Origin of the sequence: Streptococcus sp. BS35b (assembly GCF_000286475.1) — a bacterium.
GTDB lineage: Bacteria > Bacillota > Bacilli > Lactobacillales > Streptococcaceae > Streptococcus > Streptococcus oralis_W.
Genome location: NZ_ALKH01000004.1, coordinates 206,128 through 230,011, shown reverse-complemented (window position 1 = coordinate 230,011; position 23,884 = coordinate 206,128). Strand labels below are relative to the sequence as shown.

8 protein-coding genes are annotated in these 23,884 nt (G+C 41.6%); 6 read left to right on the top strand and 2 right to left on the bottom strand.

The features are described 5' to 3' along the window. Positions 1 to 32 precede the first annotated feature (32 nt). The 6 genes from HMPREF1149_RS06735 to HMPREF1149_RS06710 all read left to right on the top strand — a co-directional run bounded on the left by HMPREF1149_RS06735 (position 33) and on the right by HMPREF1149_RS06710 (position 20,956). On the top strand, positions 33 to 1,181 hold the full coding sequence (locus HMPREF1149_RS06735) for a hypothetical protein (protein WP_000724385.1): 1,149 nt from the start codon (positions 33 to 35) through the stop codon (positions 1,179 to 1,181). Positions 1,182 to 1,324: 143 nt separating this feature from the next. Continuing rightward, positions 1,325 to 2,422 carry a UDP-galactopyranose mutase gene (gene glf / locus HMPREF1149_RS06730; RefSeq protein WP_000272522.1) on the top strand — a complete coding sequence of 366 codons (1,098 nt, stop codon included), beginning with the start codon at positions 1,325 to 1,327 and terminating at the stop codon, positions 2,420 to 2,422. A gap of 24 nt (positions 2,423 to 2,446) precedes the next feature. Next, the gene (locus HMPREF1149_RS06725; protein ID WP_000878659.1) at positions 2,447 to 3,502 is read left to right on the top strand and encodes a hypothetical protein; all 1,056 of its coding nucleotides are present in this window, start codon (positions 2,447 to 2,449) and stop codon (positions 3,500 to 3,502) included. Between the two features lie 236 nt (positions 3,503 to 3,738). Then, positions 3,739 to 5,721 (top strand): peptide ABC transporter substrate-binding protein, encoded by a 1,983-nt coding sequence (locus HMPREF1149_RS06720; protein WP_000842596.1) that lies wholly within the window; start codon positions 3,739 to 3,741, stop codon positions 5,719 to 5,721. A 267-nt stretch (positions 5,722 to 5,988) separates the two neighbouring features. Next, positions 5,989 to 12,456 (top strand): SpGH101 family endo-alpha-N-acetylgalactosaminidase, encoded by a 6,468-nt coding sequence (locus HMPREF1149_RS06715; protein ID WP_000360687.1) that lies wholly within the window; start codon positions 5,989 to 5,991, stop codon positions 12,454 to 12,456. A gap of 139 nt (positions 12,457 to 12,595) precedes the next feature. Beyond that, the gene (locus tag HMPREF1149_RS06710) at positions 12,596 to 20,956 is read left to right on the top strand and encodes an SIALI-17 repeat-containing surface protein (RefSeq protein WP_009067384.1); all 8,361 of its coding nucleotides are present in this window, start codon (positions 12,596 to 12,598) and stop codon (positions 20,954 to 20,956) included. Between the two features lie 167 nt (positions 20,957 to 21,123). Here the strand turns inward: HMPREF1149_RS06710 and pbp1a are convergent, their stop codons facing one another. Then, positions 21,124 to 23,289 (bottom strand): penicillin-binding protein PBP1A, encoded by a 2,166-nt coding sequence (gene pbp1a / locus HMPREF1149_RS06705; protein WP_001041850.1) that lies wholly within the window; start codon positions 23,287 to 23,289, stop codon positions 21,124 to 21,126. Beyond that, on the bottom strand, positions 23,286 to 23,882 hold the full coding sequence (gene recU / locus HMPREF1149_RS06700) for a Holliday junction resolvase RecU (protein ID WP_000248761.1): 597 nt from the start codon (positions 23,880 to 23,882) through the stop codon (positions 23,286 to 23,288). The genes pbp1a and recU overlap by 4 nt, the downstream gene beginning before the upstream one ends. Positions 23,883 to 23,884: the final 2 nt, after the last annotated feature.

Below are 23,884 nucleotides of genomic sequence, written 5' to 3'. Positions count from 1 at the left end.
TTAGTTCATTCTATATTATTCTTTATCAAAAAATGAAAAAAATAACTATTGAAAACCTACTTGTTAACATTGTTGTAGCAGTAGTGGTATTTTTTAATGCTATATCTACAACAATGTTGGATAGGACTTTTTTTCAAGTCAAAGCAAATTATCTGTTTGTAGTTGTATTGCTTTTAGGACTTCGATTTTTGTATAAAATGAGGATTTCTTACAAATATCTGGTATTATCTATCTTACTTCTCTTAACAGGAATTGTAGTATACTTACAAACTGGTAGGTTTAATTTTTTTGTCTATTCGACATTACTAGTTTTTTTAGTTAATGTTGATATGAAAGTAATTTTGAAAAATTATGTTTTTGTATCTAGTATAGTATTGATAGTTGTATTTATATTATCACTTTTAGGAATGATCCCAAATTTACAATATAATCGAGGGGGAGTGATTCGAAATTCATTTGGATTTATTTATCCTACAGATTTTGCTTCCCATTGTTTCTATTTATTTATAGCTTATTCTTATTTATTAAAAGATAGATTGATTTGGATGAGATCAATAGTGGGACTTTTACTAGCTGCATTTGTTATTAAATATTGTGACGCGCGCTTAAATGCATTGTCTATTTTATTAGCAACGATTATTTTTATATATTTTTATGTTGTTGGAGAAAAGAAACTTCGCATCTATGCAATACTCCCATATTCAGTACTGATTTTTTCATCATTAATGATGTATTTATCCTATACGTTTTCTTGGAGTTCACCTTTTCTGGTTTCAATTAATAAATTAATTACGGGTAGGTTAGCGTTAGGAAGAAATGCATTTAGTTCCTTCACTTTAAATTTATTTGGTACTAGAGAAGTTTTGTTTATTGGTTCAGGTGGAAAGACGGAAGCGATAATTGGATATAACTATGTAGATTCCTCTTACGTCCAGATGCTGTTTACATATGGTATTGTTCCCGTAGTGTTACTAATTATAATTTATATCATTTCAGCGAGAGAGCAGTATAGAAAAGGTCAATATTTATATGTGGCAATTCTTTCTATAATTGCTTTAAACTGTATGATTGAAGCATTTTGGTTTGTTCCTTCATACAATATTTTTATGTTTATGTTGTTTTCAACAAATACTTTTGATAGGATTAAATTAAATGATAATTTTTCACAAATTACTGCTTAAGAACTCTTCCGATATAGTGGGGAGATTATTTTAAATGGTACAATATTTTTGATTTATCAATTTTTGCGTTCTAAAATCAAAATTTAGTGAGAGGAATTAGTGATTTAAAAAGGAACTGTATTGTTTAATAATGGAGATTTAATATGTATGATTATCTAATTGTTGGTGCTGGTTTGTCTGGAGCAATTTTTGCTTATGAAGCAACCAAGCGTGGAAAAAAAGTAAAAGTTATTGATAAACGTGATCACATTGGTGGAAATATCTACTGTGAGAATGTAGAAGGTGTTAATGTTCATAAATATGGAGCACATATCTTCCATACTTCTAATAAACAAGTTTGGGATTATGTTAATCAATTTGCTGAATTTAACAACTACATCAACTCACCTGTTGCAAACTATAAGGGAAGTCTTTATAATCTTCCTTTCAATATGAATACTTTCTATGCTATGTGGGGGACAAAAACTCCACAGGAAGTGAAAAATAAGATTGCTGAACAAACAGCTCATATGAAGGATGTTGAGCCGAAGAATTTGGAAGAACAGGCTATCAAGTTGATCGGTCCAGATATCTATGAGAAGTTAATTAAGGGATATACTGAAAAGCAATGGGGACGTTCTGCGACTGACCTTCCACCCTTTATTATTAAACGTCTACCAGTTCGTCTAACCTTTGATAATAATTATTTTAATGACCGTTACCAAGGAATTCCAATTGGGGGGTACAACGTTATCATCGAAAATATGCTGAAGGATGTAGAAGTGGAACTTGGCGTTGACTTTTTTGCCAATCGTCAGGAATTAGAGGCTTCTGCTGAAAAAGTTGTCTTTACAGGGATGATTGACCAATACTTCGATTATAAGCATGGTGAGTTAGAATACCGTAGTCTTCGTTTTGAGCATGAAGTTCTAGATGAGGAAAACTATCAAGGGAATGCCGTTGTTAACTATACAGAACGTGAAATTCCTTATACTCGCATCATTGAACACAAGCACTTCGAATACGGAACGCAACCAAAGACAGTTATTACGCGTGAATATCCTGCTGACTGGAAGCGAGGTGATGAGCCTTATTATCCAATCAATGATGAGAGAAACAATGACATGTTTGCTAAATATCAAGAAGAAGCAGCACAGAATGATAAGGTGATTTTCTGTGGACGTTTGGCTGATTATAAATACTATGACATGCATGTGGTCATTGAGCGCGCTCTAAATGTTGTAGAGGAAGAGTTTAAATAAGATAATGAAGGATAAAATTGATAGATGAAATATTATCTAAAAGAAGAATTTTTGAAGGATTCTGGTGCACGAAATGCGGGGAATAAGGCTCGAAACGATGTCGAAAAAATAGTAGTTCGTGAGGGCTATAGTCCTTTGTTATTGATGGTAGATGATTGGTATCAAATGGGGACTATTAGGGCTCAACGACACAAGGCCAAAGCCCTATCCAAAGCTATTTCTAAGTTAAAGGAAGGGGATCAGCTACTTATTCAATTTCCTATGCTTCATCATAGTTTCTTTACGACTCATTTAGTAAAGAGAATGCAACGTAAAGGAGTGAAGGTTCACTTTATTATCCATGATTTAGAAGTTTTGCGCTACGCTAATTTGGATACAGTGCCTTGGAAGCATAAAATTCGTGTTCATCTGCAAGAGTCTAGTCTTTTGAAACAAGCTGATGGTCTTATTGCTCATAATCCAGTTATGAAATCAGTTCTTGTTGACAAGGGAATTTCTGAGAAAAAAATAGTTAGTTTAGGCATTTTTGACTATCTTATCCCGAATTATCAGGACAAAGAAGAGTTATCGAAAGAAGGGGCTATTATTGTAGCTGGAAATTTGGCTCAAGAAAAAGCAGGTTACTTATATGAGTTGCCTTCAAGACTGGTGTATAACCTCTATGGTGTTGGTTTTGATGAGGCTAGAAAGCTATCCAATGAAACCTATTTTGGTTCCTTTCTTCCAGATGAACTTCCTTCAGCATTAGAAGGAAGCTTTGGTTTAGTCTGGGACGGTGATAGTTCTAAAACTTGTAGTGGAGTGTTTGGTGAGTATTTAAGATTCAATAATTCCCACAAGGCATCCCTTTATTTGGCTTCTGGTTTTCCTATTATTGTTTGGGGCCAATCTGCTTTGGCTAATTTTGTCTTAGAAAAGGAGTGTGGAATTAGTGTTGAGAGTTTACTTGACTTAGAAGAAGTATTGGAACATTTGTCTCAAGAAAAGTATCAAGATTTGGTCAAAAATGCTAAGTCTGTAGGTCAAAAAATTCGTGAGGGTTCATATCTTCTTTCCGCATTGCAAGCTTTAAATGAATGAATCTAAAAATTTCTTAAATAGATAGATGAGGGAATTACTGGATTCCCTCTTTTCTTATATCAAGAGAGATTTAAGTGGAGAATGAAAGAACCATATTATGAAATCTATCATCCGTGTAATTCATTTCAAGACTATTTTTTCAGAATATATCAAATTAATTCAAAAATTCTGAAAATTCTGTTGACAACTTTCTGAAAAGAGTCTATAATGGGATGTAAATTTTAAAGGAGAAAATGATGAAAAGTTCAAAATTACTTGCCCTTGCGGGTGTGACATTATTGGCAGCTGGTACTCTGGCTGCGTGCTCTGGATCAGGTTCAAGTGCTAAAGGTGAGAAGACATTCTCATACATTTATGAAACGGATCCTGATAACCTAAACTATTTGACAACTGGTAAGGCAGCTACAGCAAATATTACGAGCAACGTTATCGATGGCTTGCTCGAAAATGACCGCTATGGTAACTTTGTGCCATCTATGGCTGAGGATTGGTCTGTATCTAAGGATGGATTGACTTACACGTATACACTCCGAAAGGATGCAAAATGGTATACATCTGAAGGTGAGGAATATGCAGAAGTTAAAGCGCAAGACTTTGTAACAGGACTTAAATATGCTGCTGATAAAAAATCTGATGGTCTTTATTTAGTTCAAGAATCAATCAAAGGATTGGACGCCTATGTGAAAGGAGAAATTACAGACTTCTCTCAAGTAGGAATCAAGGCCCTTGATGATTATACAGTTCAGTATACATTGAACAAGCCAGAAAGCTTCTGGAATTCTAAGACAACGATGGGAGTTTTGGCTCCAGTAAATGAAGAGTTCTTGAACTCTAAAGGGGATGACTTCGCTAAGGGAACTGATTCAAGCAGTATTCTCTACAATGGTCCATTCTTACTCAAATCAATTGTTGCTAAATCTTCTGTTGAATTTGCGAAAAATCCTAACTACTGGGATAAGGACAATGTCCATATCGATAAGGTTAAATTATCATTCTGGGATGGACAAGATACCAACAAACCAACTGAAGCTTTCAAAGACGGCAGCTTTACAATGGCTCGTCTCTTCCCAACAAGCGCTAGCTACGCAGAGACTGAAAAAGCATTTAAAGACAATATTGTTTATACACAACAAGACTCTACTACTTATTTAGTAGGTACGAATATCGATCGCCAGTCTTATAAGTACACTTCTAAGACAACCGATGAAGAAAAAACATCAACCAAGAAAGCTCTTCTAAACAAGGACTTCCGTCAAGCTCTTGCTTTTGGTTTCGATAGAACGGCCTATGCTTCTCAAGTAAATGGTGCAAGCGGGGCAACTAAACTGCTTCGTAACTTGTTTGTTCCTCCTACATTTGTACAGGCAGATGGAAAGAACTTTGGCGAAATGGTCAAAGAAAAATTGGTGACTTATGGTGACGAGTGGAGCAACGTGAACTTGGATGATGCTCAAGATGGACTCTACAACCCAGATAAGGCGAAAGCAGAGTTTGCTAAAGCTAAGACAGCTCTTCAAGCGGAAGGTGTGAAATTCCCAATCCACTTGGATATGCCTGTAGACCAAACCAATACAACAAAAGTTCAACGTGTCCAATCTTTTAAACAGTCAGTTGAAGAAAACTTAGGATCTGATAATGTGGTTGTCGATATCCAACAACTTCAAAAAGACGATGTCTTGAACATCACTTACTTTGCTGAAACTGCGGCTGGAGAAGACTGGGATATCTCAGATAACGTTGGTTGGTCTCCAGACTTTGCAGACCCTTCTACCTACCTTGATATTATCAAACCATCTGTAGGGGAAAATACAAAGACTTACCTAGGATTTGACTCTGGAACAAACAACGCTGCTGCCAAGCAAGTTGGTTTGGAAGACTACGAAAAAATGGTTGTGGAAGCTGGGGAAGAAACTACTGACGTTTCAAAACGTTATGAAAAATATGCTGCTGCCCAAGCTTGGTTGACAGACAGTGCCTTGCTCATCCCAACAACTTCTCAAACTGGTCGTCCAATGTTGTCTAAGATGGTACCATTTACACTTCCGTTTGCATACTCTGGTAACAAGGGTATGAGCGAAGCCCTCTTGTATAAATACCTAGATGTACAAGACAAGGCGGTAACAACAGAAGAGTACCAAAAAGCTCAAGAAAACTGGTTGAAAGAAAAAGAAGAGTCTAATAAGAAGGCTCAAGAAGACCTTGCAAACCATGTGAAATAATTTTACAGGATATGAGAAAGGATTTAGTATTCCCCTTGGGTGCTAAGTCCTTTTTATATCTTTAAAGCGAGCTTTTAAATTTGGGGTGTCTTGAGAAATTTTTGCGAATTTTCCTTTTTCCTATTGCTTTCTTAGATATTATTTGTTATATTAAAAGCATAATTATTTTTTATTTATGACAGTTAAGCACGGTACTTTCAGAGAAAGGAGTATTTTTAAAAAAAGAAATGTAAACGCTTACTGTTGAGTGAAAGGATTAAGGAGTTTATGGATAAACAATTTTTTGAAAAACGCTGTAAGTTTAGTATTCGTAAGTTTACGCTTGGGGTAGCTTCGGTGATGATTGGAGCGACTTTCTTTGCGACTGCCCCAGTATTGGCTGATCAAGCAAGGGTTGGTTCAACAGATAATTTGCCAAGTGAACTAGCTGATTTGGATAAGAAGGCTAGTGATGAGGGGCACGATTTTGACAAGGAAGTTGCCGCTCAGAATCCTGGTTCAGCTGAAACTACTGAAGGCCCTCAAACAGAAGAAGAGTTGTTGGCTCAAGAAAAAGAAAAGTCAGATAAACCAAGCAATCTTCCAAAAGAATTAGAAGATAAATTGGAGAAAGCTGAAGACAATGGGCGCGAAGTTGACAAGGATCAGTTGGCCCAAGATACTGGGAAGCTCGTCCCAGAAGATGTGGCTAAGACTACCAATGGGGAATTAAACTACGGCGCAACTGTTAAGATCAAGACGCCATCAGGAGAAGGTAGTGGTATTGTCGTTGCAAAAGATCTTGTTTTGACGGTTTCTCATAACTTTATCAAGGATAGCCAAGACGGCAATATCCGTAAGGTTGTGGATAATGACCAAGGGGATGGAGATATCTATAGCATCTCATATCCAGGATTGCCAGATGTCAAGTTTAGCAAGAAAGATATCATTCATTGGGATCGTGAAGGCTACCTAAAGGGCTTCAAGAATGATTTGGCCCTTGTGAGATTGCGTACGGTTCTCGAAAACACGCCTGTTGAAGTAACTAAAAAAACAGTAGTTAAGAAAATTGGAGATAAGCTCCATGTCTTTGGTTATCCAGAAGGGAAATTGAATCCGATTGTCAATACTACAGTTGATTTTGCGGAACCATACGGAGAAGGTGTCCAAGGGATTGGTTACCAAGGAGGGAAACCAGGCGCTAGTGGTGGTGGTATCTTTGATACAGAAGGAAAACTGGTCGGTGTTCATCAAAATGGTGTAGTTGGAAAACGGAGCGGAGGCATTCTCTTCTCACCAGCTCAACTAAAATGGATTCAAGACCACATGCAGGGAATTTCAAGTGTGAAACCAGCAGACTTGGAAGAGAAAGAAAAACCGGCTGAGGAAAAACCAAAAGAGGAGAAACCTGCAGCTGCTAAATCTGAAACACCTAAAACAGTGACTCCTGAATGGCAAACAGTAGCGAATAAAGAACAACAGGGAACAGTTACGGTTCGTGAAGAAAAAGGTGTCCGCTACAATCAATTGTCTTCAACTGCACAGAACGACAATGGCGATAAACCAGCCTTGTTTGAAAAACAAGGATTGACAGTTGACGCTAATGGAAATGCGACGGTTGATTTAACCTTCAAAGATGATTCTGAAAAGGGCAAATCACGCTTCGGTGTCTTCTTGAAATTTAAAGACACCAAGAACAATGTTTTTGTTGGTTATGACAAGGACGGCTGGTTCTGGGAGTATAAATCTCCAACCGATAGCACCTGGTATAAGGGCAATCGTGTAGCAGCACCAGAACCAGGTTCTGTAAACCGTCTTTCTATCACTCTCAAGTCAGATGGACAACTCAATGCAACGAATAATGATGAGAAACTCTTTGATACGGTCACTTTGCCAGCAGCTGTCAATGAAACTCTCAAAAATGAGAAGAAAATTGTCCTAAAAGCTGGTTCCTATGGCAATGAGCGTACAGTTGTCAGCGTTAAAACAGACAATCAAGAAGGCGTAAAAGCGGATGATACTCCTGCCCAGAAAGAAACAGGTCCGGCCGTTGACGATAGCAAGGTGACTTATGATACGATCCAGTCTAAGGTACTTAAGGCAGTAATTGACCAGGCCTTCCCTCGTATTAAAGAATACAGTTTGAACGGGCATACTTTGCCAGGACAGGTGCAACAGTTCAATAAAGTATTTATCAACAAACACGAAGTCACCCCTGAAGTCACTTATAAGAAAATCAATGAGACAACAGCAGAGTACGTGATGAAACTTCGCGATGATGCTAATCTTATCAATGCGGAAATGACAGTTCGTCTGCAAGTTGTGGACAATCAATTGCATTTTGATGTGACCAAGATTGTCAACCACAATCAAGTCACTCCAGGTCAAAAGATTGATGATGAAAGAAAACTGCTTTCTTCCATTAGTTTCCTTGGCAATGCTTTAGTGTCTGTTTCAAGTGATCAAGCTGGTGCTAAGTTTGATGGGGCAACCATGTCAAACAATACCCATGTCAGCGGAGATGATCATATCGATGTAACCAATCCAATGAAGGATTTGGCTAAGGGTTACATGTATGGATTTGTTTCTACAGATAAGCTTGCTGCAGGTGTTTGGAGCAACTCTCAAAACAGCTACGGTGGTGGTTCGTATGATTGGACTCGTTTGACAGCCTATAAAGAAACAGTTGGAAATGCCAACTATGTCGGAATTCATAGCTCTGAATGGCAATGGGAAAAAGCTTATAAGGGCATTGTCTTCCCAGAATACACGAAGGAACTTCCAAGTGCCAAGGTTGTTATCACAGAAGATGCCAATGCGGACAACAAAGTCGACTGGCAAGATGGTGCCATTGCTTATCGTAGCATCATGAACAACCCTCAAGGTTGGGAAAAAGTTAAGGATATCACAGCTTATCGTATCGCGATGAACTTTGGTTCTCAAGCACAAAACCCATTCCTTATGACCTTGGATGGTATCAAGAAAATCAATCTCCACACAGATGGTCTTGGGCAAGGTGTTCTCCTTAAAGGATATGGTAGTGAAGGTCACGACTCTGGACACTTGAACTATGCTGATATTGGTAAACGTATTGGTGGTGTCGAAGACTTCAAGACCTTGATCGAAAAAGCGAAGAAATATGGAGCTCATCTTGGTATCCACGTTAACGCTTCTGAGACTTATCCTGAGTCTAAATACTTTAATGAAAATATTCTTCGTAAGAATCCAGATGGAAGCTACAGCTATGGTTGGAACTGGTTAGACCAAGGTATCAACATTGATGCTGCTTATGATTTGGCGCATGGACGCTTGGCTCGCTGGGAAGACTTGAAGAAAAAACTTGGTGAAGGTCTCGACTTTATCTATGTGGACGTATGGGGCAATGGTCAATCAGGTGATAACGGTGCCTGGGCTACCCACGTTCTTGCTAAAGAGATCAACAAACAAGGCTGGCGCTTTGCGATTGAGTGGGGGCATGGTGGTGAATACGACTCTACCTTCCAACACTGGGCGGCTGACTTGACCTATGGTGGCTACACTAATAAAGGTATCAACAGTGCCATCACACGCTTTATCCGCAACCACCAAAAAGATTCATGGGTTGGGGATTATAGAAGTTACGGTGGTGCAGCCAACTACCCACTTCTAGGTGGCTACAGCATGAAAGACTTTGAAGGCTGGCAAGGAAGAAGCGACTACAATGGCTATGTAACCAACTTATTTGCCCATGATGTCATGACTAAGTACTTCCAACACTTCACTGTAAGTAAATGGGAAAATGGTACACCAGTTACCATGACCGATAATGGTAGCACCTATAAATGGACTCCAGAAATGAAGGTTGAGCTAGTCGATGCAGCAGGTAACAAGGTTGTTGTGACTCGTAAGTCAAACGATGTCAATAGCCCGCAATACCGCGAACGTACAGTAACGCTCAACGGACGTGTCATCCAAGATGGCTCAGCTTACTTGACTCCTTGGAACTGGGATGCGAATGGTAAGAAACTTCCTACTGATAAGGAAAAAATGTACTACTTCAATACGCAAGCTGGTGCAACAACTTGGACACTTCCGAGCGATTGGGCAAATAGCAAGGTTTACCTTTACAAGCTAACTGACCAAGGTAAGACAGAAGAGCAAGAACTAACTGTAACAGATGGCAAGATTACCCTAGACCTTCTAGCGAATCAACCATACGTTCTCTACCGTTCAAAACAAACCAATCCTGAAATGTCATGGAGCGAAGGTATGCATATCTATGACCAAGGATTTAACAGTGGAACCTTGAAACACTGGACCATTTCTGGTGATGCTTCTAAGGCAGAAATTGTCAAATCACAGGGCGCAAATGAAATGCTTCGTATACAAGGCAATAAGAGCAAGGTCAGCCTTACTCAGAAACTGACTGGCTTGAAACCAAATACCAAGTATGCGGTTTATGTGGGTGCTGATAACCGTAGTAATGCTAAGGCAAGTATCACAGTGAATACTGGCGAGAAAGAAGTGACTACTTATACCAATAAGTCACTCGCTCTCAACTATATCAAAGCTTATGCTCATAACAATCGTCGTGAAAATGCTACAGTTGATGATACAAGTTACTTCCAAAATATGTACGCCTTCTTTACAACTGGATCTGATGTATCAAATGTTACTCTGACATTGAGTCGTGAAGCTGGTGATGAAGCAACTTACTTTGATGAAATTCGTACCTTTGAAAACAATTCAAGCATGTACGGAGACAAGCATGATACAGGTCAAGGAACCTTCAAACAAGACTTTGAAAATGTTGCTCAAGGAATCTTCCCATTTGTAGTAGGTGGTGTCGAAGGTGTTGAAGATAACCGCACTCACTTGTCTGAAAAACACGATCCTTATACACAGCGTGGTTGGAATGGTAAGAAAGTTGATGATGTTATCGAAGGAAATTGGTCATTGAAGACAAATGGATTAGTGAGCCGTCGTAACTTGGTTTACCAAACCATCCCACAAAACTTCCGCTTTGAGGCAGGTAAGACTTACCGTGTAACCTTTGAATATGAAGCAGGCTCTGACAATACCTATGCCTTTGTAGTTGGTAAGGGAGAATTCCAGTCAGGTCGTCGTGGTACTCAAGCAAGCAACTTGGAAATGCATGAATTGCCAAATACTTGGACAGATTCTAAGAAAGCCAAGAAGGCAACCTTCCTTGTGACTGGTGCAGAAACAGGAGATACTTGGGTAGGTATCTACTCAACTGGAAACGCAAGCAATACTCGTGGAGATTCTGGCGGAAATGCCAACTTCCGTGGTTACAACGACTTCATGATGGACAATCTTCACATCGAGGAAATTACGCTAACAGGTAAGATGTTGACAGAAAATGCTCTCAAGAACTACTTGCCAACGGTTGCCATGACCAACTACACGAAAGAGTCTATGGATGCTTTGAAAGAGGCGGTCTTTAACCTCAGTCAGGCAGATGATGACATTAGCGTGGAAGAAGCGCGTGCAGAGATTACCAAGATTGAAGCTCTGAAGAATGCTTTGGTTCAGAAGAAGACAGCCTTGGTAGCAGAAGACTTTGAAAGTTTGGATGCGCCAGCTCAAGCGGGAGAAGGCCTAGAGAATGCCTTTGATGGCAATGTGTCTAGTCTATGGCATACATCTTGGAATGGAGGAGATGTAGGCAAGCCTGCAACCATGGTCTTGAAAGAACCAACTGAAATCACTGGACTTCGCTATGTTCCACGTGGATCAGGTTCAAATGGTAACTTGCGTGACGTGAAACTGGTTGTCACAGATGAGTTTGGCAAGGAGCATACCTTCACCGTGACAGATTGGCCAGATAACAACAAGCCAAAAGACATTGACTTTGGTAAGACAATCAAGGCTAAGAAAATTGTCCTGACTGGTACCAAGACATACGGAGATGGTGGAGATAAATACCAATCTGCAGCGGAACTCATCTTTACCCGTCCACAAGTAGCAGAGACACCACTTGACATGTCTGGCTATGAAGCAGCTTTGGCTAAGGCGCAGAAATTAACAGACAAAGACAATCAAGAGGAAGTAGCTGGAGTTCAGGCAAGCATGAAATATGCGATGGATAACCACCTCTTGACGGAAAGAATGGTTGCCTACTTCGCAGACTATCTCAACCAATTAAAAGATTCTGCTACGAAACCAGACGCTCCAACAAGTAGCAAGGGGGAAGAACAACCACCAGTTCTTGATGTACCTGAGTTCAAAGGCGGCGTCAATGCAGCAGAAGCAGCTGTCAATGAAGTCCCAGAGTTTAAGGGCGGTGTTAATGCAGCAGAAGCAGCTGTACATGAGGTTCCAGAATACAAAGGTGGCATCAATGCAGCAGAAGCAGCTGTACATGAGATTCCTGAGTTCAAGGGAGGAGTCAATGCGGTTGAAGCAGCTGTACATGAAGTTCCTGAGTTCAAGGGTGGGGTTAATGCAGTTGAAGCAGCTGTCAATGAAGCCCCAGAGTTTAAGGGCGGCGTCAATGCGGTTCAAGCCTTGGTAAACGAGAAACCAGCCTACACAGGTGTATTGGCTACCGCTGGAGATCAAGCAGCTCCAACAGTTGAAAAACCTGAGTACCCGCTCACTCCAAGCCCAGTATCTGATACCCAAACTCTGGAAGATAAAGAAGAGAAACTTCCTGCTACAGGAGAACATGGTTCAGAAGCAGCCCTCTTCTTAGCAAGTGTGAGCATCGCCTTATCTGCTGCGGTTCTTGCGACAAAACGTAAAGAAGATTAATGAGATTTGATTTCAGCTGTTCAAAGCAACTCGAATCAAAAGGAACAAACAGCCGGAGAGGACCTCTTGGTTCTCTCCTTTTTCAAAGGAGAAATGATACCGCTTACTCATGTATGCGGATGAAAGGAATAGGAGAAAGATGGATAGACATTTTTTTGAGAAACGCTGTCACTATAGTATAAGAAAATTTGCAATCGGTGCAGCCTCCGTTATGATTGGTGCTAGTATCTTTGGCGCCAATATGGTTCAGGCGGCAGAAACAGCAACACCTTCAGAGACAGAGGGAAGTATCACTCATGTTCAAGCCCTGGATAAGTTACCAGATGATTTAGCCGCTGCGCTTGAAAAGGCGGATGCAGAAGCTGCAACAGAAGCAAGCCATGAAGAAACTCCAGCGACTGATGAGGGAACCAATCCTGCAGCAAGTGAAGAGGCAAAACCAGAGACAAGTCCTGCAAGCCCTAAGCCAGCAGAAACGTCGAAACCGGTTGAAACACCAAAGGCAGACAATCAACCTGCGGAAACCACTACACCAGCAGAAAAACCAGCTGAAAAGACAATCGAAGATAGAGAGGATGTCAACCATCTCGAGGGTGCTACTGCCCAGGCGAGCAACCATGAGACTGGGACAAACTTTACTGCAGATAAGGCCATTGATGGCGATGACAATACTCGTTGGGCAACAGATAGAGATGTACCAAAACCAACCTTCGAATTAACTCTTCCAAAAACTACTCTCATTAAGCATGTAGAAATTGACTGGGATCGTCGTCTTCGTAATGGGCAAAATGACCCCAATATCAAATCTTGGAGTCTCTACTACGCAGGTCAAGAAGACGTGGGCGCTAATGGAGAAAAACAATGGAAACTCGCTCATACCAAAACCGGAGAACCTGTTTTAGACGAGAAAGTTGACTTAGCCAATAGTATTCAAGCTAAATATCTCAAGTTAGAAATCAATGACTACCAAGCTGGCACAATGGGCTGGAGAAACGTTGGAATCCAAGAAATTCGAGCTTATTCTAACGTTCCGGACCATAGTAAGGTAACGGATATCCGCCAAGTAACAGAACTATCAGTAGCAGAAGATGGACAGTCTCTTGTCTTACCAACTTTACCAGGAAAAGTCAGTCTCATCGGAAGCAATAAACAAGGTGTAATTGACCTTCAAAATCGTATCTATAAACCTCTGACTGATCAACGTGTCAAGGTCATGGTCCAGCAAATCAGAGACAGTCATACCTTTACTAAAGAATTTGAAGTAGTCATCAAGGGCTTACATCAGGACGAAGGTGTGGGTGTCAAACCAAAAGTAGCACCAGCTGTTCAACAATGGTATGGAAAAGAAGGCCAATCTTCTATCACTTCAGATACAGTCCTTGCAACAGGAGATTCAGGCTTTGATCAGGCTGCAACCTTCTACCAGTCAGACCTTGCCAGCCGTGGATTGGAACTAGCAACAGGTGACAAGCAAGCTCAAAAACGAATCGAATTTAAAAAGGTTGAAAATAAGGGGTACGGTAAGGAAGGCTACGGCATCACTATCCAAGATGATGTGATTACCATCGAAGCTGCTACAAATACAGGAGCCTTCTACGCCACTCGGACTCTTCTTCAAATGGGAGAAACAGACCTACAAAATGGTGAAATTCGTGATTTCCCAAGTTTCAGCCACCGTGGCTTTATGCTAGATACAGGTCGTAAATTTATCCCTTATGACACCCTTGTAGACATCATGCTCAACATGGCTTACTACAAGATGAACGACTTGCAGTTGCACCTTAATGATAATTATATCTTCCTCAAGGAACACTTGGCAGGTAAGAATCTAACACAAGAAGAAGAGCTTAAGTACGTTCTAGAACATGCCAAGACTGGTTTCCGTGTAGAGACAGACATTGTCGGTAAGAATGGCCAAAAACTAACATCAGATGAGCATTATACCAAGGAAGAAATGCAAAATCTGATTAAACTTGCCAAAGCCTTGCATATCAACCTAGTGCCAGAAATCGACACACCAGGTCATGCCTTGTCCTTTGTCAAAGTCCGTCCAGATCTCATGTATCAAGGTAGTCTGAGCGATTACAGAGGTAAACATAACGTAGAACGCGTAGCCATGCTCGATCTAGATAATAAATACGATGAAACGCTGGCTTTTGTCAAATCAGTTTATGACAAACTCCTCGATGGTCCAGATGCACCGCTTCATGGCGTGTCCACTGTTCATATCGGAACGGATGAATACTATGGCAGCAGAGAAAGCTATCGTCGCTATGTCAATGACCTTATCAAATACATTAAAGGAAAAGGCTATACCCCTCGTATCTGGGGCTCACTCAGTGCGAAACGTGGGAACACTCCTGTTGATTGGAACGGAGTAGAGGTTGATATCTGGAGTATCGGATGGCAACGACCAAATGAAGCCATTGCTCAGGGAGCTAAGATTATCAACATCACAGATGTACCGACCTATAGTGTGCCAAGTGGAAGCAATAGTCAAGCAGCCTACGGGGACTATGCTAACTACGAACGCCAGTATAATAGCTGGACACCGAATGATTTCCAAACAGGTGGAGGTCCGCTTCTACCAGCTTCTCATCCAAGTATCCTTGGTGGTGGTCACGCAGTTTGGAATGATAACATTGACCTTCATGAGACAGGTTTGACCTCTTATGACATCTTCAAACGCTTTTTCAAGAGCATGCAAACCACTGCAGAACGCACCTGGGGATCTGACCGTGCAGCTGCGACCTTTGCAGAACGCACCCTACCAACGAGTCCTTATGCGCCACAGTCAAATCCTGATAAAGAGATTGATCAAAGCGACTTGTTTACTATCAATTCTGAAACAGTCAAGAACTATGCGAGCAAGAAGGTGAAGACAAGCGAGCAGGGATTGGCTTTTGAGAAAGACAGCAGTATCGAAGGCTTGGCTGGTGATGTTGGTCCAAGTCACGTCTTGAAGTTTGATGTAACTGTCACTGGAGACGGGGAACAAACCTTCTCAACAAGTGGGGACAATCGTATCTATTTAGCTGATAAAGATGGTTATCTTGCTTATCAATTTGAACAGTTCCATATCCAATTCAATAAAAAACTTGAAAAAAACAAACGTTATCAAATCTCTATCGTGACCAAACCACAATCTACAGAAGTCTATGTAGATGGTGAAAAGATTGAACGTATCGCAAATCCAGCCCACCCTCGATTTGCCCACAATAGCTTGGTTCTACCGCTTGAAAGCATCGGTGGTTTCAAAGGAATCTTGCATAGTGCAGAGTTGTCAGACAAACCATTTGTAAATCCTCGTTTGATTTCAAATGATAAGATTACTGCAACCGCAAGCAGCCAGCAACTTCCAGGAAACGCGACTGAAGGCGCTGTTGAAAAGGCCTTTGACAATGATCCAAATACCTTCTGGCATACTAAGTGGACTGGTGACACTGCGCCATACACCCTTACTATGACCTTGAAAGAAGCAGAAAAAGTCAATGGCTTGACTTATCTCCCACGCCCAGGTGGTGGAAATGGTGTTGTGACGCGCTACGAAATCTACGCACAAAAAGATGGCCAAATGGTCAAGGTTTCAGAAGGAAGCTGGGACAACAACGCCCAAGAAAAAACAGTCAACTTTGCGGCGGTACATACCAACAAGATTGAGTTGAAAGTATTGGAAGGCGTTGGTGGTTTTGCAAGTGCAGCTGAAGTTCATCTATTGAAACCTGTTAAAGAAGAGCAAGAAACGCCTGCACCAAGTCAACCAGAAAAACCAACTACACCTGAAAAACCAAAAGTAGACCAAACCGGTGATGGAACAGTTGAATTGGCAGATCAATTCACTGCAAGTAAACCAGCTAGCGAAGATAGCATTGCAGCTGCCAGCAAGAGCGCAGACTATCTCAAGAAAGAGTACAAGGTCTTCCCAACTCCACAAAAAGTGACTTATGGAGAAGGAGTCACAGCCCTTCGTAAGCAAGTCAATCTGGTCATGGGCGATCAACTCGATATCTATACTCGTAATCGCTTGAAGAGTGTCTTGCAGGACAATCAAGTGTCTTATACAACTGGTAAGGCAGCAATCGCTGGCGCAACCAATATCTATCTTGGAGTGCATGGACAAGGTTCACAAGCAGAGCAAAACTTGTCTAAGGTTTCAGCAGGTCTCTTTGACAAAATTGACGCCTATGTCTTGAGCATCAAGTATAATTCGATTTCCATCGTCGGGAAAGACACAGATGCGGTCTTCTATGGTTTGACAACCTTGAAACACATGCTCAAGGAAAGCCAAGTGCCAGTCCTTCGCAATGTGACAGTAGAAGATTACGCAGAGCTCAAGAACCGTGGTTTCATCGAAGGTTACTATGGAAATCCATGGTCTAATGCCGATCGTGCAGAGCTCATGCGTTACGGTGGCGATTTGAAATTGAACCAATACTTCTTTGCACCAAAAGATGATCCATACCACAACAAGAAATGGCGTGAACTCTATCCAGAAGAAAAACTAGCTGAAATCCGTGAATTGGCTCGTGTCGGAAATCAAAGTAAAACTCGCTATGTCTGGACTATCCATCCATTCATGAACAATCGTATCCGCTTTGGCAATGAAGCACATTACCAAGAAGATTTGGCAACCATCAAGGCCAAATTTACCCAGTTGATGAAAGTGGGTGTCCGTGAATTTGGTATCCTTGCAGATGATGCTCCAAGCCCAGTCGGAGGCTACAATAGCTACAACCGCTTGATGCAAGATATGACCAAGTGGTTGACTGAAATGCAGGGAACTTACAGCGGTCTTCGTAAAGAAATGATCTTTGTTCCTGGACAGTATTGGGGTAATGGACGTGAGGATGAGTTGAAATCCCTCAATGAAAATCTCCCAAGTTCAACATCCATGACCTTGACGGGTGGTAAGATTTGGGGTGAAGTCTCTGAAAGCTTCCTTTCAACTCTCAAGAACAATCTATCCGCAGGTGGCAAGACCTATCGCCCAGTTTCACTTTGGATTAACTGGCCTGTAACAGATAACTCGAAACAACACTTGATTCTAGGTGGTGGTGAGAAATTCCTTCATCCAAATGTAGATCCAAGCTTGCTATCTGGTATCATGTTGAACCCAATGCAACAGTCTGAACCATCTAAGATTGCCCTCTTTTCAGGAGCTCAATACTCATGGAAACAGTGGAAATCAGAAGAAGAAGCTAAGAAAATCAATGACATTGCCTTCAACTTTGTAGAAAATGGTCATTTTGAAGATAGCAAGGTATCAGCAGCCTTCCGCGAACTTGGTAAGCACATGATCAACCAAAACATGGATAATCGTGTCGTCAAACTAGAAGAATCTGTAGACTTGGCTCCAAAATTAACAGACTTTATAACCAAGCTTAAAGCAGGTCAGGATGTGACTGCCGAACGTGCAGCCTTGCGTGCAGAATTTGCCAAGATTAAAGAAGCAGCCGAACTCTATAAAGCATCAGGCAATAAAAAAATGGTTGCTCAAATCCACTATTGGTTGGATAATGCAATCGACCAAATGAATGCTCTCGATGCCTTCCTTACAGGAACTGAAGCCATGGCTACAAACGATGCAGCCAAACTTTGGGATAGCTACTATAAAGGTTTGAAATTGTACGAACAGTCTCAAACTCACACCTTCCATTATGTAGACCATATGGAAAAAGCTGAATTGGGTGTTCAACATATTCGTCCATTTATCCTATCCTTGAAAGAAGTTCTAGCGTCTGAGGTTCAAAAAGTCTTGCATCCAGACCAAATCATCAGCACCTTTATCACCAATCGAACAGGTGTAGAAGGTGGTTTGGCAAAAGTAACGGATGGCGATTTGGCAACCCATGCGATTATTAAATCACCAAACAGCATCAAGACAGGTGATTATATTGGTATGAAGTTCAACAAGCCAGTAGCGATTCAAACCTTGACCTTTGCTATGGGAACGCAGGCAAATCCACGTGATACCTTTAGTAAGGCAGAAGTGCAGTATCTAGATGAAAACGATAACTGGGTAACCTTGAAAGAGCCAAGCTATGTCGGAAATGAATCCCTTCTTAAGTTTGAAAATCTCACTATCAAGGCCAAGGCAGTTCGCATGATTGCGACAGCAGACCGCGAGAATACTTGGTTTGCAGTTCAGGAAATTGCAGTCAACCGTCCAGTTGAAAAAGCTCGTAGCCAACAAGCAACGACAGTTAGTCTAAGCTCAAATTTAGTTTACAAACTAAATACCTCAGCCCGTCAAATCACTGATGGCAAGGACAATACAGAAGCCATGATGGCAAATGCTGACGGTAGCAATACAACTCCAGTAGATGCTTGGGCACAGCTTGACCTCGGTGAAGTCAAGTCAGTCACTAAAGTACGACTTCGCCAAGGAACGGGTGATAAGCTTGCCACAGGTGTACTTGAGTACTCTACAGATGGAACTGCATGGCAAGAGTTGGATCGCCTATCAGGAGAACAAACCAAGGAAGTGACCAGAGCGATCAATGCTCGTTACATCCGAGTACGCAATACCAAGGCCCTTGACCTCTGGTGGCGTATCCAAGACTTCTCTGTTGAGACACGCTCTGGAAATAGTGAGTTAACAGACACCAACGTGGAATCATTGAAGGAAACGCCGGTAGTGGATAGCTTGGGCAGTTACGAACTTCAAATTCCAGCTGGAACCAAACTCCCTGCTCATAGCTATCTAGGAATGAAGCTTGACCGTATCCATCAAATCAAGAGCATCCAGCTCCAAGGTCAGGCAAACCCTGCTCTTAGCCTAGAGTACTCTGCAAATGCGCAAGAATGGACGCCAGCTAGCCAGTTGACAGACAGGTCTGTAGTGAGTCATTTGGTACGTTATGTTCGTCTGGTCAATAAAACAGATCAGGAACAAGCTGTGACAGCCACTTCTCTCCTTGTGACAACCAAAGAAGTACAACCAACCAAACTAGAATCTACAACTATGGGAATTCATCCAACATACGGAAGCAATGATGTTCGTAAACTGAACAACCTAGATCAACTGTTTGACGGTGTTTATAACAACTTCGTTGAGTTTTCAGACTATGCTCGTAAAGATGGTCATGTGACCTTGAAACTTGGCAGTGAACGCACTATCAAGAAGATTAGAGCCTACATCCAAGACGGAACGCAAAACTATCTTCGTGATGGTAAGATTCAAGTCAGCCAAGACGGTAAAACTTGGACTGATGTCGTTACAGTAGGAGATGGTGTGGCTAATAGCCAACACGATGATTCTCTGACAGATGGTTGGACACATGATTCTAAGATGCCAGGAAATCGCTACATCGAAGGTGAATTGACGACACCAGTCAAAGCTAACTATCTCCGTGTCCTCTATACGGCAGACTATGATGCCCGGTTTGTAGGCTTTACAGAATTGGTCATCAACGATGGTGAATTTGTCAAACCAATCAATGATCCAACAGTAGAAGGAAGTAGTGGAGAAAGCCAAGGTAATCTTTACAATAATCTTGTAGACGGCAAAGTCTTGACCAGCTACAAGTCTGAAAAAGACAAAGGCGAGTTAGTTTATCACTTATCTGAGCCAACCAATGCCAACCACCTTCGCCTCGTTTCCAGTCTTCCTGAAGGAGCGCAAGCACGTGTTCTTGCTAGAACACTTAAGGATGGCCAAGATAGTTGGCTAGACCTCGGTGCCATTACATCCAGTCTCCAAACCTTCGCTATCCGAAATGGTGGCTCTCTTCTAGATGTCAAATTAGCCTGGGAAGGTGGCAAGGCCGAGTTTTATGAATTGGCGAGCTTCTATCAAGAATTAACAGAAGAAGCTGTTCAATCAAGCAAGGGTGAAGAACCAGCACCCGTTCTTGAGATTCCTGAATTCACAGGTGGTGTCAATGCAGTTGAAGCCCTAGTACATGAACTTCCAGAGTACACAGGACCATTATCGACAGTAGGCGATCAAGCCGCTCCAACTGTAGAGAAACCTGAGTTCAAGGGCGGTGTCAATGCAGTTGAAGCCTTGGTACATGAATTTCCAGAATACACAGGTCTATTATCGACAGTAGGCGACCAACCAGCTCCGACAGTTGAGAAGCCTGAGTTTAAGGGTGGTGTCAATCTAGCTGAAGCCTTGGTACATGAGCTTCCAGAGTACACAGGTCTATTATCGACAGTAGGCGACCAACCAGCTCCGACAGTTGAGAAGCCTGAGTTCCAGGGCGGTGTCAATGCAGTTGAAGCCTTGGTACATGAAGTACCAGAGTACACAGGCCCATTATCGACAGTAGGTAACCAAGCCGCTCCAACAGTAGAGAAACCTGAGTTTAAACTTAGCTCTTTAGCTTCCGATCAAGGTAAGATGCCAGATTATAAGCAAGAAATGGCTAGACCAGAAACAGCTGAACAAAGCTTGCCAGCAACAGGTGAGAGCCAATCTGACACAGCTCTCTTCCTAGCAGGTGTTAGCCTAGCCCTATCCGCTCTCTTTGTAGCAAAAACAAAGAAAGACTAGTATTTAGTAAAACCTCTTAACAAGATTACGAACTCAGTTTCTTATCTTTCTCGATGAGGTTTATAGTACGTAGAAAGCCTGAGAAGAAATCTTCTCAGGCTTTTGCTAAGCACATAAATACGATACTGCTATGAAAAAATCACCCAGAGTATTCTGGGTGATAAATGTTATGGTTGTGCTGGTTGCGGATTCTGGTTTTGTTGGCCAGGGATTGTATTTGATTGTTGCGTATTATTGTTAGGATTGGTAGTCGTACTATTATTTGTGCTTGGAGTAGTTGAGCTAGACTGTGAAGTTGAGCTTTCTGATGTCGAGCTTGAACTTTCAGATGTCGAACTTTGTTGTGTAGATGATGAAGGGGTCCACGTATTGCGTGCTCCATTCTTAAAGACAAATTCTCCGCTTCTGTAAAGACCCTCAGGCATCGTCCAGTCACCAGGATGATCATCTTCAGAGAGATAAGTCATCATTGAACGGTAGACCTTCGCAGCAACATAGAAGCCATCACCAACGATAGGAGTAAGACGATTTGAGTAACCTGTCCAAACTGCCATTGAATATTTACGAGTATAGCCAACGAACATTTCGTCCGGAGCTACATAACCCGTATTTTTAATGTAGTTTTCAATCTCATCATCTGTATAGTTTGACGTACCAGTTTTACCAGCTTGTGGTAGCCAAGGGAGGTAGGCTCCTCGACCAGTTCCGTATGCCAAGACAGTTTTCATCATATCTGTCATCATATAGGCTGTCGTTTCTTTCATAGCACGTGTACCAGAATCAGAGAATTCTTTTGAACTGCCATCACTAAAGACAATCTTGTTGATATACATAGGTTTACGGTAGATACCGCCATTGGCAAAAGCAGCATAAGCCGCAGCCATCTTCTCGCTGCTTGCTCCATACTTTTTGTCAGATTCAGTTGTATTACTTGAAATAGCATTAGCATAGTGTATGCTTGGGTAGTCAATACCGAGTCCATTTAGGAAGGTCTTGGCACGATCGAGCCCTACTTTCTCTAGCGTTTCTACAGCCGGCACATTCCGTGATTGCTGGAGAGCATACTGGAGTGTTATGTTTCCAAAGTAACTCTTATCCCAGTTATAGACAGGGGTAGAGGTTCCAGGGTAATTATAAGGACTATCGTGAACAATCGAAGCAGTTGAATCATAAACGCCATATTCCAAAGCAGGAGCATAGTCTGTAATAGGCTTCATGGTAGAACCCCAGTCACGGTTAGTTTCTACAGCTTGGTTTATTCCAAAGGAAACGTTACTTGATTGGTGGCGAGCACCTAATTGGGCAATGACTTTCCCGTTTGTGACATCAACGATAGTAGAGGCCACCTGTAACTCATCATCTGGATAGTTGACATACTCGTCCGTATTGTAAATATCCCAGAGACGTTGTTGGACCTTAGAATCAACGTTTGTGTAGACTTCCATACCCGTAGTTAAAAGGTTGTAACCTGTTTCCTGTTCAACTTGGTCAATCACCTCTTTGAGGTAATTATCCATGTATGGAGGATAACTATTAGCCGATTTTAGACTTTGAAGTCCATCTGTAATCGGAGTATTAATCGCTTTTTCATATTGCTCAGCTGAAATGTAACCTTGCCCCTTCATCTCAGAGAGGACGAGATTACGACGTTCTTGAGCGGCTTCTGGATGCGAGTAAGGGTCATACTGGTTTGGAGCCTGAGGCATACCAGCAAGGAGAGCCAGTTGAGGAATACTTAGATCTTTGAGATCCTTGCCATAGTAACTTTGGGCAGCTGTCTGCATTCCGTAGTTACCGTTTGACATGTAAACCTTGTTGATGTAGTAGGTCAAGATCTCTTGCTTAGTCGCTTTTTGTTCTAGCTGAACGGCTAACCAAGCTTCCTGGGCCTTACGAGAAAGAGTCTGATCAGAAGTTGACGTAGAGAAATAGGTTAACTTGATCAACTGCTGCGTCAAAGTTGAAGCTCCTTGAAGGCCTCCGCCACCACGAAGATTTCGTAGGGTGGCACCTAGGATACGGATAGTATCAATTCCTCGGTGATTAAAGAAGCGATGGTCTTCAATCGAAACAATAGCGTTGACCAAATCGGTCGGGATTTCGTTTGCTTGAGCATTGACCCGACGTTCTGATCCAAGATCAGCGATAAGTTCATCATTGCTATCATAGATCTTACTTGACGTTGTAGCAACTAGTTTACTTTCAGATAGGGCTGGAGTCTTGCTAACATAGTAGAGAAAGAGACCTCCGCCCAGCATAATAGCTGCGATAAATACAGTTAAGAAGCAGATACTGATATATTTAGCTATTCGCAGGATAGTTTGTTTGTTCATCTTGTTTTACCACCTAGTAAATGTTCTTTGATAATATCGAGATAGGGAATCTGGGGAAAGGCACCCAGCTCAATCCTATATCCATTTTCTCGAATATATCCAAGTGGCATTGACTTTTGTCCCTTATCTTGATGATAGAAACGAATCAGGTCAACAGCCGGCAATAAATAAGTTTCTTGCTGAGAAGCAAAGTGAAGAAGGACAAAGCAGATTCCTCGCTGGGCAAGGACCTGTTCCATATGCTGAATCTGATGGTGATGAAAATTCTTCATCGGAATCGCATGTTTTTGCCTAGTTTCCTTTGCTTCAAAGTCGATGTAATATCCATCATAAACCCCTGAATAGTCTGTGGTTGAGGCTTGTCTAAAGTAGGCTTCAACGATCTTGGCTCGACTTCGTTGGGGATAGTCAACACGTACGATTTGGATGGGAGTTGGTTTCTTGTGAATCACTGCCATCCCATGCGACAAGTAATAATCGTTCGTAGCGTTGATCATCTTTTCAAAAGACATTCCCCGATTTGCGAAATTTTTAGTTTGTGACGGGGGAGCTTGTCTCTTCTGTGATGAAATTTTATGTGGATAGTTGACCATAA

Excerpts from the sequence above, each read along its gene's own strand:
- glf (WP_000272522.1), top strand. The coding sequence starts at position 1,325 with ATGTATGATTATCTAATTGTTGGTGCTGGTTTGTCTGGAGCAATTTTT.
- pbp1a (WP_001041850.1), bottom strand. The coding sequence starts at position 23,289 with ATGAACAAACAAACTATCCTGCGAATAGCTAAATATATCAGTATCTGC.
- HMPREF1149_RS06725 (WP_000878659.1), top strand. The coding sequence starts at position 2,447 with ATGAAATATTATCTAAAAGAAGAATTTTTGAAGGATTCTGGTGCACGA.
- HMPREF1149_RS06720 (WP_000842596.1), top strand. The coding sequence starts at position 3,739 with ATGAAAAGTTCAAAATTACTTGCCCTTGCGGGTGTGACATTATTGGCA.
- HMPREF1149_RS06715 (WP_000360687.1), top strand. The coding sequence starts at position 5,989 with ATGGATAAACAATTTTTTGAAAAACGCTGTAAGTTTAGTATTCGTAAG.
- HMPREF1149_RS06710 (WP_009067384.1), top strand. The coding sequence starts at position 12,596 with ATGGATAGACATTTTTTTGAGAAACGCTGTCACTATAGTATAAGAAAA.
- HMPREF1149_RS06735 (WP_000724385.1), top strand. The coding sequence starts at position 33 with ATGAAAAAAATAACTATTGAAAACCTACTTGTTAACATTGTTGTAGCA.
- recU (WP_000248761.1), bottom strand. The coding sequence starts at position 23,882 with ATGGTCAACTATCCACATAAAATTTCATCACAGAAGAGACAAGCTCCC.